General features: G+C 71.7%; 11 protein-coding genes. 8 read left to right on the plus strand and 3 right to left on the minus strand.

All coding sequences use genetic code 11. The annotated features are described in order from the left end of the window. Positions 1-381: 381 nt before the first annotated feature. The 3 genes from IE278_RS15345 (at position 382) to IE278_RS15355 (ending at position 3,330) form a co-directional block, all read left to right on the plus strand. On the plus strand, positions 382-1,338 hold the full coding sequence (locus tag IE278_RS15345; protein WP_189772629.1) for a GlxA family transcriptional regulator: 957 nt from the start codon (positions 382-384) through the stop codon (positions 1,336-1,338). 130 nt (positions 1,339-1,468) lie between these two features. Then, positions 1,469-2,467, plus strand: a complete 999-nt coding sequence (gene gap / locus IE278_RS15350; RefSeq protein ID WP_189772631.1) for a type I glyceraldehyde-3-phosphate dehydrogenase — start codon at positions 1,469-1,471, stop codon at positions 2,465-2,467. A gap of 122 nt (positions 2,468-2,589) precedes the next feature. Further along, positions 2,590-3,330 carry a DUF6193 family natural product biosynthesis protein gene (locus IE278_RS15355; RefSeq protein WP_189772633.1) on the plus strand — a complete coding sequence of 247 codons (741 nt, stop codon included), beginning with the start codon at positions 2,590-2,592 and terminating at the stop codon, positions 3,328-3,330. Between the two features lie 108 nt (positions 3,331-3,438). Here the strand turns inward: IE278_RS15355 and IE278_RS15360 are convergent, their stop codons facing one another. Beyond that, positions 3,439-4,635, minus strand: coding sequence for a hypothetical protein (locus IE278_RS15360; protein ID WP_246570333.1), 1,197 nt, complete (start codon positions 4,633-4,635; stop codon positions 3,439-3,441). Positions 4,636-4,739: 104 nt separating this feature from the next. On the opposite strand from IE278_RS15360, the gene argC reads away from it, so the two are divergent. The 5 genes from argC to IE278_RS15385 are packed head-to-tail and all read left to right on the plus strand — an operon-like array spanning position 4,740 to position 9,611. Continuing rightward, positions 4,740-5,768 (plus strand): N-acetyl-gamma-glutamyl-phosphate reductase, encoded by a 1,029-nt coding sequence (gene argC / locus IE278_RS15365; protein WP_189772635.1) that lies wholly within the window; start codon positions 4,740-4,742, stop codon positions 5,766-5,768. Further along, the gene (gene argJ, locus IE278_RS15370; RefSeq protein WP_189772636.1) at positions 5,765-6,943 is read left to right on the plus strand and encodes a bifunctional glutamate N-acetyltransferase/amino-acid acetyltransferase ArgJ; all 1,179 of its coding nucleotides are present in this window, start codon (positions 5,765-5,767) and stop codon (positions 6,941-6,943) included. Before argC ends, argJ begins: the two co-directional genes overlap by 4 nt. Further along, entirely contained in the window at positions 6,940-7,848 is a 909-nt protein-coding gene (argB, locus tag IE278_RS15375) for an acetylglutamate kinase (RefSeq protein ID WP_189772638.1), read from the plus strand. The genes argJ and argB overlap by 4 nt, the downstream gene beginning before the upstream one ends. Beyond that, the gene (locus tag IE278_RS15380) at positions 7,845-9,056 is read left to right on the plus strand and encodes an acetylornithine transaminase (RefSeq protein WP_189772640.1); all 1,212 of its coding nucleotides are present in this window, start codon (positions 7,845-7,847) and stop codon (positions 9,054-9,056) included. Before argB ends, IE278_RS15380 begins: the two co-directional genes overlap by 4 nt. A gap of 18 nt (positions 9,057-9,074) precedes the next feature. Beyond that, entirely contained in the window at positions 9,075-9,611 is a 537-nt protein-coding gene (locus tag IE278_RS15385; protein WP_189772642.1) for an arginine repressor, read from the plus strand. A gap of 428 nt (positions 9,612-10,039) precedes the next feature. On the opposite strand, the gene IE278_RS15390 is transcribed toward IE278_RS15385, so the two are convergent. Both IE278_RS15390 and IE278_RS15395 read right to left on the minus strand, forming a co-directional pair. Further along, positions 10,040-10,777, minus strand: a complete 738-nt coding sequence (locus IE278_RS15390) for an FAD:protein FMN transferase (protein WP_189772952.1) — start codon at positions 10,775-10,777, stop codon at positions 10,040-10,042. Positions 10,778-10,829: 52 nt separating this feature from the next. Then, complete coding sequence (locus IE278_RS15395; protein WP_189772644.1) at positions 10,830-11,657, minus strand: FMN-binding protein; 828 nt, start codon at positions 11,655-11,657, stop codon at positions 10,830-10,832. Between the last annotated feature and the right edge of the window lie 23 nt (positions 11,658-11,680).

The raw sequence follows: 11,680 nt of genomic DNA on the forward strand, positions 1-11,680 counted from the left end.
TCGGAATCTTGCAGCGGGTACACCTGACACGCCCTCCAGGCAGTCGGGACACGCGCGTCCGTAGGGACGGGGCTTGTGTCCAAGACTCTCTGCGGCGGGATGTCGGTTCCGGTGCCACCGTTACTTCGCTCCGCCCTGAGGACGAAGAATATAGCCCTCGTGTGACACCGAGGATCCTGGTCGGCCGCCCGGCACGGCAGTTGGCCATCTCGGCCCGACCGGGAACCGGTCCGGTGCCCCGCCGCACCCCTGCCCCTTGCCCCCGGCGCGGCCCTCGCACCTCTTGCGCCCGGCCCTCACCTCTCCTGCGTCCCGCCCTCGTACATCTTCTGCCCCGTGCCGTACTTCGTGCGTCCCGCGGCTCTGCGTACCCTCTTCCCCGTGCCAGCCTCACCCCTGCATCACGTCGCCGTCCTCGTGCTCGAAGGTGCGAAGCCCCTCGATGTCGGCATCCCCGCGCAGGTGTTCACGACCCGCGCGAGCATGCCGTACGAGGTGCGGGTGTGCGGTGCGGCGACCGGTCCCGTGGCCGGCGGCGACGGTCTGTCGTACCACGTGGCCCATGACCTCGACGCGCTCGCGTGGGCCGACATCGTCTTCGTCCCCGGCTACCGGTTCCCGGACCGCGAGGACCCGCCGCCGGCCGTCGTCGACGCGCTGATCGCCGCCCACGAGCGCGGCGCGCGGCTCGCCGCCATCTCGACGGGCGCCTTCGCGCTCGCCGCCACGGGCCTGCTCGACGGCAGGCGCGCCACGACGCACTGGCACTACACGGCGGCACTGGCGGCGAAGCGTCCGCTGGTCCGGGTCGACGAGAACGTGCTGTTCGTCGACGAGGGCAGCGTGCTGACGTCGGCCGGGGCGGCCTCGGGCATCGACCTGTGCCTGCACATCCTGCGCGGCGACCTCGGGGTGGCCGCCTCGAACCACGCGGCCCGGCGCCTGGTCGCGGCCCCCTACCGCAGCGGCGGCCAGGCGCAGTACGTGCCGTACAGCGTGCCCGAACCGCTGGGCGAGCGGTTCGCCGCGACCCGCGAGTGGGCACTGCACCGGCTGGGCCGGCCCCTCACCCTCGACATGCTCGCCCGGCACGCGGCGGTGTCGCCGCGGACGTTCTCGCGGCGCTTCGTCGAGGACACGGGGTACACGCCGATGCAGTGGGTCATGCGCGCTCGGATCGACATGGCGCGCGAACTGCTCGAACGTTCACAGCGGGGCATCGAGCAGATCGCCGCCGACGCCGGTCTCGGTACGGGTGCGAATCTGCGGCTGCACTTCCAGCGCATCCTGGGCACGACGCCGAGCGAATACCGGCGCACGTTCGCGCAGGGCGAGTAACCCGCCAGGCGGTGCTCCACATGGCGCCCCAGCGCGTGGCGCGATCCTTTCGGACCGTGGCGATCACGCCGCTGTCACCGTCGGATGCCGCACGAGAACCTGAGGGCATACCGAACAAGGGACATCACTCATGACTCGCATCGCCATCAACGGATTCGGCCGCATCGGACGCAATGTGCTGCGCGCCCTGCTCGAACGCGAGAGCGGCCTGGAGGTCGTCGCGGTCAACGACCTCACGGAGCCCGCCGCCCTCGCTCGGCTGCTCGCCTTCGACTCGACGTCGGGCCGGCTCGGCCGCCCGGTGAGTGTCGACGGGGACGCCCTCGTCGTGGACGGCCGGCGCATCACCGTGCTCGCCGAGCGTGAGCCGGCGCAGCTGCCGTGGGCCGGACTCGGCGTCGACATCGTGCTGGAGGCGACCGGCCGCTTCACATCCGCCAAGGCCGCCGGCGCCCACCTCGACGCGGGCGCGAGGAAGGTACTCGTCAGCGCGCCGGCGGACGGCGCCGACGTCACCCTCGCGTACGGGGTCAACACGGACGCGTACGACCCCGCCGCGCACACGATCGTCTCGAACGCCTCCTGCACGACCAACGCGCTCGCCCCGCTGGCCAAGGTGCTCGACGACCTCGCCGGTATCGAGCACGGCTTCATGACGACGGTGCACGCCTATACGCAGGAGCAGAACCTCCAGGACGGTCCGCACCGCGACGCGCGCCGCGCCCGCGCCGCCGGTGTCAACATCGTGCCGACCACGACCGGCGCCGCCAAGGCGATCGGCCTCGTGCTGCCGCAGCTCGACGGCAAGCTGTCGGGCGACTCGATCCGCGTGCCGGTGCCGGTGGGCTCGATCGTCGAACTCAACACGACCGTCGCCCGCGAGGTGACGCGCGAGGACGTCCTGGCGGCCTACCGCGCGGCGGCGCAGGGGCCGCTCGCCGGCGTACTCGAGTACTCGGAGGACGCGCTGGTGTCGTCCGACATCACGGGCAACCCCGCCTCGGCGATCTTCGACTCGGCGCTGACCCGTGTCGACGGCCGCCACGTCAAGGTGGTCGCCTGGTACGACAACGAGTGGGGCTTCTCGAACCGCGTGATCGACACCCTCGAACTCCTCGCCACGGGCTGACCCGACCGGAAGCGCGTCGCACCACACCTCCGCGAAGGCCGCGCGCCGGAGTACGTCCGCTCCAGGAACCCCTCCGACGGGAGTTCACCGTGCGGCCGGCGGCTCGGGCACAATCAGGACTCGTGCCCACACCACCCGAACCCTCCGTCCTGTACCCCGATGTCGCGGCCTGCGGCAGTCTCGCCGCGGCGGTCAGGGCGGAGCCGGACGGCTGCCTCGGCGCCGTCCCCGTCACGTCCCCGGACGTCGATCCGCTGGGCCACGCGGCCGTCGCGAGCACCCTGCCGCACCGAAAGCCGCTGACGGTCAGCGCGTGGGCGCGCGAACGGCGCTGGTCCGTCAGGGGCGAGGAAGCGTTCCAGGACATGGCCCTCATCGACGGCAGGACGGACGACCTGGCCCAGGTCGCCAGGGCCGCCCGGGCGTGGCACGACGGGGCGCCCCTGGACGACATCCGGCAGGCGGCCTCCTTCGTGCACCTGACCGGCCGGTTCGAGGTGCCCGACAACGATCCCGCGCGCCTGACGGAATCCGAATGGCAGGGCATGCGCCGGGAGGCGGCCGAACTGGAATACGCCTGGCGGGAGACGTACCGCAACCTGATCGAGGCGGCGCACGCCGATCCGGTGCTGCGCGCCCTCTACCCGTTCACGAGCCACTGGGCCCTGCGCTTCTCGACCACCACCCGCCCGCAACTGACCGTCGTCGGCCCGTGCCTGAGCGCCAACAGCGACGGCACGTACGGTGTGGGCAGGGGTTTCATCACCCAGGACCTCGGCGAGTTCTCGACAGCGCGGGAGGCCGTGGCAGCGGCAGTACACCACCTGCCACCCGAACTCGCCCCCGTCACACTCGGCGGATGATCCCGCCCCTTGCCGTGACTGAGCACTGTGGACGGCCCAGCCGGACAGCTTCGGCGCTCGGCCCCGGACGGGGAACGTCATGGGTTCGGTGCGCGGTGGCGGGTTGCGTCACAGCAACGCGGCGACGCCCTCCCGGGTCTCCGGCAACCCGGCCGCGCGGAACCACAACCAGTTGCCGCCGATGCTGCCCGTCGCCTCATCCGTGTCCACGAACGCCCGCAGCAGGGCGCGTTGGGCGGTGGTGAGCGCGTGGGCCCCGTCGTAGCCGCCGGGAAAGGCTCTGTACAGGATCGGCCCGTTTTCGTTGTCGACGAAGGACCGGTCGCCGGCGGCCACCATGGCGATGGCCACCGGTGCCACCTCCTCGAACGACGCGGCCAGGTCGAGGGCGGAACGCAGCACGGTGAACCGGAACCAGCCTTCGACCCCGCACAGCGGCTTGGGGAACCAGCCGTCTGTCGCGCGCGGGTCCCGCAGCGCGTCGAGGAGCACGGCGAGAGCGCGTGGCCGATCGACTCGGACGGGACCGAGCGCGGCGCAGACCCGCACGGCCGGGTCGGTGTCGGCGAGCAGGTCGGAGGTGTCCGTCCCCCACAGGCTCAGTGCCCGCGCCACGGCCGCGCGCTCCCGTCGGCCCGTCATGGCGCCCAGCCGGGCCCGCAGCAGTGCGGCGGCACGCGGTATCCGGTCGGCGAGGGCGGGTGCGTGGAGGAGCGGCACCGCGGCGCCGAGGGCGGTCTCACGGACGTGGGGGTCACGGGAGGAGAGGAACGGCTCGACGGCGTCGTACAGGGCGGGCCGGATGCCCCGGCACGCTTGCAGCGCGGCGAGCACGTCGGAGTCGCGCTCGCCTCCTCGCCTGCCCTCGTGCCAGGGCTGCCACTCCCAGTTGGCCCGGTCCCGCGTCGGATCCTCCCCGTAGGCGGCCGACTCAGCCACCTGTCCCAGCCAGCCGAGCAGGGCGGCCCGCAAGCTGCGTGGTGGACCGTCGTCCCACGGGAAGTACCCCTCGTGCTCGGTGAGGGACACGGGATGGTCGAGGATCGCGGCGACGAACAGTGCGGCGGGCGCGGTGACCGTGTACAGCGAGCCCTGATGCAGCACGCCCATGTCCAAGGCGGCCAACGCCGCGGAGCGCACCTCGGGATCCTCGTCCACGAGGGAGCACAGGGAGGCCGGGATGTCCTCGGCGGAACCGTAGGCGTGCCGGTGGGCAGCCCAGTCCGTCTCCCTCAGCAGTTCCCTGGCCGCTGCGGGCAACCCGCTCAGGACCCGCGTCATACGGGCCATCTCGCTGTCCGTCATACGAGCACCCTGCCAGCACCCACTGACAACGCCCTCTTCTCCGAAAGAAGATTGCATAAACGTGCAGCGAAACGTATAGTCATGCCATCCAAGAGGAGGGTTCCATGGCGGTACGTGCGGCAGTGGCCGGAGCGAGTGGGTACGCGGGCGGGGAACTGCTGCGGCTGCTTCTGGTGCACCCCGAGATCGAGATCGGCGCCCTGACCGGCAACTCCAACGCGGGACAGCGCCTCGGTGCGCTGCAGCCTCATCTTTTCCCGCTGGCCGACCGCGTACTCCAGGAGACCACGGCCGATGTCCTCGCGGGGCATGACGTCGTCTTCCTGGCGCTGCCCCACGGGCAGTCCGCCGCCGTGGCCGAACAGCTCGGGCCGGAGGTCCTGGTCGTCGACATGGGCGCCGACTTCCGGCTGAAGGACGCGGCCGACTGGGAGCGGTTCTACGGCTCGGCGCACGCCGGGACCTGGCCCTACGGCCTCCCCGAGCTGCCCGGCGCCCGCGCGGCGCTGGAAGGCTCGAAGCGCGTCGCCGTGCCCGGCTGCTACCCGACGGCTGTCACGCTCGCGCTCTTCCCCGCCTACGCGGCCGGGCTCGCCGAGCACGAGGCCGTCGTCGTCGCCGCGTCCGGGACGTCCGGCGCCGGCAAGTCCCCCAAGACGCATCTGCTCGGCAGCGAGGTCATGGGGTCCATGTCCCCGTACGGCGTCGGCGGCGGCCACCGGCACACCCCCGAGATGATCCAGAACCTCGGCGCGGTCGCGGACGGGCCCGTCACCGTCTCCTTCACCCCGACCCTCGCCCCGATGTCCCGGGGCATCCTCGCCACGTGCAGCGCCAAGGCGAGGCCCGGCGTCACCGCGGAGTCCGTACGGACCGCCTACGAGAAGGCGTACGCGGACGAGCCGTTCGTGCGCCTGCTGCCCGAGGGGCAGTGGCCGGCGACCTCGTCCGTCCACGGTTCCAACGCCGTTCAGGTGCAGGTCGCGTACGACGAGGCCGCGGGGCGGATCATCGCGATCAGCGCCATCGACAACCTCACCAAGGGCACCGCGGGCGGTGCCGTCCAGAGCATGAACATCGCCCTCGGGCTCGACGAGACCACGGGGCTTTCCACGATCGGAGTCGCACCGTGAGTGTCACGGCAGCAAAGGGGTTCACGGCGGCGGGCATCGCCGCCGGGATCAAGGACAGCGGTGGCCCCGACCTGGCCCTCGTGGTCAACAACGGACCCCGCCTCGCCGCCGCGGGCGTCTTCACCTCCAACCGCGTGAAGGCCGCGCCGGTGCTGTGGTCCGAGCAGGTCCTCAAGGGCGGCCAGCTGACCGCCGTCGTCCTCAACTCCGGCGGCGCCAACGCCTGTACGGGACCCAAGGGCTTCCAGGACACGCACGCCACCGCGGAGAAGGCGGCCGACTCCCTCAACAGCGCCGGGCTCGACGACACGGGCGGTCACTCCCCGGGCTGGATCGCCGTCTGCTCCACGGGCCTCATCGGCATCCTCCTGCCGATGGACAAGGTGCGCCGGGGCATCGACAAGGCCGTCGCCCAGCTCAGCCCGCACGGCGGCGAGAAGGCCGCCATCGCCATCAAGACCACCGACACCGTCCACAAGACCTCGGTCGTCCAGGGCGACGGCTGGACCGTCGGCGGCATGGCCAAGGGCGCGGGCATGCTCGCCCCCGGCCTCGCCACGATGCTGGTCGTCCTGACCACGGACGCCGACGTCGACAGCGAGGCGCTGGACAAGGCGCTGCGCGCGGCCACGAAGGTCACCTTCGACCGCGTCGACTCCGACGGCTGCATGTCGACGAACGACACCGTGCTGCTGCTCGCCTCCGGCGCCTCGGGGATCACCCCGGAGTACGCGGAGTTCGCCGAGGCCGTACGGGCCGTGTGCGACGACCTCGGACAGCAGCTCATCCGGGACGCCGAGGGCGCCGCCAAGGACATCAAGATCGAGGTCGTCAACGCGGCGAGCGAGGACGACGCCGTCGAGGTGGGCCGCTCCATCGCCCGCAACAACCTCCTCAAGTGCGCGATCCACGGCGAGGACCCCAACTGGGGCCGCGTCCTCTCCGCCATCGGCACCACCTCCGCCGCCTTCGAGCCCGACCTGCTGAACGTCGCCATCAACGGCGTCTGGGTCTGCAAGAACGGTTCTGTGGGCGAGGACCGCGACCAGGTCGACATGCGCTACCGCGAGGTCCACATCGTCGCCGACCTCGCCGCGGGCGATCAGACCGCCACGATCTGGACCAACGACCTCACCGCGGAGTACGTCCACGAGAACAGCGCGTACTCGTCATGAGCGCCACCCGTAAGCACACCGCGCTGCCCAAGGCCCAGATCCTCATCGAGGCGCTGCCCTGGCTGACCCGGCACAACGGGAAGACGGTCGTCATCAAGTTCGGCGGCAACGCGATGATCGACGAGGACCTGAAGGCCGCGTTCGCGCAGGACGTCGTGTTCCTGCGCCAGGCCGGGCTCAAGCCCGTCGTCGTGCACGGCGGCGGCCCGCAGATCAGCGCGGCCCTGGACCGGCACGGCATCGTCAGCGAGTTCAAGGCGGGCCTGCGGGTCACCACCGAGGACGCCATGGACGTCGTACGCATGGTGCTCGCCGGACAGGTCCAGCGCGAACTGGTCGGACTGCTCAACCAGCACGGTCCGCTCGCCGTGGGACTCACCGGCGAGGACGCGCACACCATCACCGCCGTCAAGCACCAGCCCGAGATCGACGGGGAGTTGGTCGACATCGGGCGGGTGGGCGAGATCACCGCGATCGACACGGGCGCGATCGAGGCACTGCTCGCCGACGGCCGTATCCCGGTCGTCTCCTCGATCGCCCGTAGCGAGGACGACGGACATGTCTACAACGTCAATGCTGATACGGCGGCTGCGGCACTCGCTGCGGCGCTTGGCGCCGAAACACTGATGGTCCTCACCGACGTCGAGGGCCTCTACGAGGACTGGCCCAACTCCGACGAGGTCATCAGCCGGCTCACCGCCAAGGAGCTGGAGAAGCTGCTGCCCGAGCTGGCCAGCGGCATGGTGCCCAAGATGGAGGGCTGTCTGCACGCCGTACGCAACGGTGTGAACACCGCCCGCGTGATCGACGGCCGGGTCCAGCACTCGATCCTGCTGGAGATCTTCACGGACGAAGGCATCGGCACGATGGTCGTGCCCGATGCGGAGGGGAAAGCTGCCGCATGACCGCCAACGAAGAACTCACCCAGCGCTGGCAGGGCGCGCTCATGGACAACTACGGCACCCCCCGGCTGCCGCTCGTCCGCGGCGCCGGCACCAAGCTGTGGGACGCCGACGGCACCGAGTACCTCGACTTCGTCGGCGGGATCGCGGTCAACGCGCTCGGCCACGCCCACCCGGCGATCGTCGAAGCCGTGACCAAGCAGATCTCGTCCCTCGGGCATGTCTCCAACCTCTTCGTCGCCGAACCGCCCGTCGCGCTCGCCGAACGGCTCCTCCAGCTCTTCGGGCGGGAGGGCCGCGTCTACTTCTGCAACTCGGGGGCCGAGGCCGTCGAGGGCGCCTTCAAGATCGGCCGGCTGACCGGCCGCCCGCACATGGTCGCGACCGACGGCGGCTTCCACGGCCGCACCATGGGCGCGCTCTCGCTCACCGGCCAGCCGGGCAAACGGGACCCGTTCCTGCCGCTGCCGGGTGACGTCACGCATGTCCCGTACGGGGACCCGCAGGCGCTGGCCGCCGCCGTCACCGAGGACACCGCGCTCGTCGTCATCGAGCCGATCCAGGGCGAGAACGGCGTGGTCGTGCCGCCGCCCGGCTATCTGAAGGCGGCCCGTGCCATCACCGCCGCCACCGGCAGCCTTCTCGTCCTGGACGAGGTGCAGACCGGGGTCGGCCGGACCGGGCACTGGTTCGAGTACCAGGCACACGAAGGTGTCCTGCCGGACATCGTCACGCTGGCCAAGGGCCTCGGCGGCGGCCTGCCGCTCGGCGCGACCGTCGCCTTCGGACGCGCCGCGCAGTTCCTGAAGCCCGGTCACCACGGCACGACGTTCGGCGGCAACCCCGTCGCCTGCGCCGCTGGGCTCGCCGTCCTCGACACGATCGAGTCCGAGGGCCTGCTGGACAACGTGAAGCGGTCCGGCGAGAAACTGCGTGACGGAATCGAGTCGCTCGGCCACCCACTGGTCAGTCATGTCCGGGGCTCGGGCCTGCTCCTGGGTATCGTGCTCACCGAGCCGCTCGCACCCCGAGCGCAACAGGCGGCTCAGGACGCCGGCCTCCTGGTGAACGCGCCCGCCCCCGATGTCGTACGGCTGATGCCGCCCCTGAACATCACCGAGGACGAGGTGGACACGTTCCTCCGTGCTTTCGCCGGCGTTCTCGACGCGGTGACCGACGCGACCGACGGGGCCGGACGAACCGAGGGATGACCGGAGAATGAGACGACGATGAGTCAGGCGCAGGATCACGACCACGCGGGGCCTGCCGTTCCGCAGACCCGCACCGCACGCCACCGCCGGATCGTGGACATCCTCAACCGGCAGCCGGTGCGCTCGCAGAGCCAGTTGGCGAAGCTGCTCGCCGACGACGGGCTGCACGTCACGCAGGCGACGCTGTCCCGGGACCTGGACGAGCTGAACGCGGTGAAGATCCGCAACAACGACGGCGACCTCATCTACGCGGTGCCGAGCGAGGGCGGTTTCCGGACGCCTCGCGCTCCGCTGGGGGAGTCGGCGAAGGAGGAGCGGATGCGGAGGCTGTCCGCGGAGCTGCTGATCTCCGCGGAGGCGTCGGCGAACCTGGTGGTTCTGCGGACTCCGCCCGGGGCCGCGCAGTTCCTCGCCTCGGCCATCGACCAGGCGGAGCTGCAGGACATCCTGGGGACGATCGCGGGGGACGACACGCTGCTGCTGATCAGCCGCGATCCGACGGGCGGGCAGGCACTGGCGGACCACTTGCTGCGCCTGGCCCAGAACCACCACTGACGCGCATTGCGGTGTGCGGGTCCGCCGTGGCGGGGTGCGCAGTTCCCCGCGCCCCTGGGGGACGGGCCTGCGCCCCGGGCCCGGCTTTTCGGCCGCGGGTACGTAGTGGCCGGCCGCGCCGTTCCCCGCGCCCCTGACCCCGCTTTTGGGTGCGGGTACGTAGTGGCTGGCCGCGCAGTTCCCCGCGCCCCTAAAAGCGCGGCACCCATGGGCCCCGAAAGACAGGGGCGCGGGGAACGGCGCGGGTGACCCTGGCGTGCCCGCACCCGAGAAGGTGCCGGGGTCGGACCCCCTTAGGGGCGCGGGGAACGGCGCTGGCGGCCACGGCGGACCCGCAGCCGAGAAGCGGGGCCGGGGTCGCGCCCCTGAAGGGGCGCGGGGAACTGCGCAGCCCACCGTCGCGGACCCGCACCTGGCAACAGGCCCGGTCAGCCCAGCCGGTCGGCCAGGCCACCCGTGCAGCGGACCTCGTCCCCCGCCGTGATCAGCAGCGCCTCGATCCCGGGCAGGGACTCCAGCCAGGCGAGGGCCTGCCGCGACCCCATCGCGAAGGCCGCAGTCGCCCAGGCGTCCGCCCAGGTGATCCGGGGCCCGACGACGGTCACCGCGACCAGGTCGGTCACCGCGGAGCGCCCCGTACGCGGATCCACGATGTGCGTACCCCGCTCCGCGGACCCCGACGTGGCCACGGCCAGCCGATCGACCCCCGCCGCGGAGACGACCGCCGCCAGCCCGCCCGGCCGCAACGGGTCCGCCACCCCGACCCGCCAGGGCCGGTGCGGCCCCGGCACGCCGTGCATCTGCACGTCACCCCCGCCGTTCACGCTCACCCCGCTCGCCCCGGCCTCCACCAGCCGCAGGGCGGCCCGTTCGACGGACCAGCCCTTCACGATGCCGGTAGGGTCGACGGAACCCGCGTACGTCGAACTGAACCAGCCGTCGCTCAACCGCTCGGCCTCCGCGCACAATTCGAGCACCTCGGCGACCTCGGGATCACACTCGTCCACGGTCACCAGCCCCAGCGCCAGCCGCGAGATCTGGCTGTCCTGGCGGTAGGTGCTGAACACCTCGTCCACCAGATGGAGTTCGGCGACGGCCGCCGCCAACGCGGCCTGTACGGCCTCGGGTTCACCCCCTCGTACGTCGAAGGAGAAGACCGTGCCCATCACCTCCTCCGCATGACGCACCGCCAGGGGCGCCTCAGCGGATTCGGCGGATTCAGCCACCGGCCTGGTCCAGGGCCGACTGCAGGGACTCCTTGTAGCCGCCACTGGTGTACGTGGCCCCGGACACGGCGTCGATGTCGGCGTTGCCCGCGGCGACCGCCGCCGCGTTCAGCTTCGGCACCGCGTCGGCGCTGATCTGGTCGCTGCGACCGCCCTTGGGCTGCTGCACCGCCTCGGCCTTGGTGATCTTCCCGCCGGTCACGGTGACCCGTACCTGCACGGGCCCGTAGTCGGTCGTGACGGCCTTGCCGGTGACGGTCTTCGCCTGAGCGGCACCGGCCCCGGACCCGCTCGCGTCACCACCGGTGCCACCCGTACCGCTGGCCTCGGCCGACCCACCGCCGGTCGCGCCCGCCGCACCAGCCGCACCCGCCTTGTCCAGGGCCGACTGGAGTGACTTCTTGTAGCCGCCGCTGGTGTAGGTGGCGCCGGACACCGCGTCGATGTCCGCGGTACCGGCCGTGACAGCCGCCCTGTTCAGCTTGGGAACCGCGTCCGTGCTGACCTGAGTACTGCGCCCACCGGTCGGCGACTGCAGCGCCGCGGCCGAGGTGATCTTCCCACCGGCCACGGTGATCCGGACCTGCACGTTGCCGTAGTCGGTCTTGACGACGTCACCGGTGAGCGTCTGGGCCTCGGTGCCTCCGGCGGCCTGCACTCCTCCGGAACCTTGCGGGGCGGCCGGCTGCTGCTGCGACGCGCCGTCGGCGGACGCCGCCGCCGGGTCCGAGGCGGGCTTCAGCGACAGCAGCAGGACGATACCGGACACCGTGGCGGCACCGGCCAGCACGATGCGGCGCAGGGGATGGCTCTTCTTCATGGGTCCGGACTCCCGTTCCTGGG

The sequence above is a fragment of the Streptomyces tauricus genome (assembly GCF_014650955.1).
GTDB lineage: Bacteria > Actinomycetota > Actinomycetes > Streptomycetales > Streptomycetaceae > Streptomyces > Streptomyces tauricus.

Excerpts from the sequence above, each read along its gene's own strand:
- argC (WP_189772635.1), top strand. The coding sequence starts at position 4,740 with ATGGCGGTACGTGCGGCAGTGGCCGGAGCGAGTGGGTACGCGGGCGGG.
- IE278_RS15385 (WP_189772642.1), top strand. The coding sequence starts at position 9,075 with ATGAGTCAGGCGCAGGATCACGACCACGCGGGGCCTGCCGTTCCGCAG.
- argB (WP_189772638.1), top strand. The coding sequence starts at position 6,940 with ATGAGCGCCACCCGTAAGCACACCGCGCTGCCCAAGGCCCAGATCCTC.
- IE278_RS15390 (WP_189772952.1), bottom strand. The coding sequence starts at position 10,777 with ATGGGCACGGTCTTCTCCTTCGACGTACGAGGGGGTGAACCCGAGGCC.
- IE278_RS15395 (WP_189772644.1), bottom strand. The coding sequence starts at position 11,657 with ATGAAGAAGAGCCATCCCCTGCGCCGCATCGTGCTGGCCGGTGCCGCC.
- IE278_RS15380 (WP_189772640.1), top strand. The coding sequence starts at position 7,845 with ATGACCGCCAACGAAGAACTCACCCAGCGCTGGCAGGGCGCGCTCATG.
- IE278_RS15360 (WP_246570333.1), bottom strand. The coding sequence starts at position 4,635 with ATGACGGACAGCGAGATGGCCCGTATGACGCGGGTCCTGAGCGGGTTG.
- gap (WP_189772631.1), top strand. The coding sequence starts at position 1,469 with ATGACTCGCATCGCCATCAACGGATTCGGCCGCATCGGACGCAATGTG.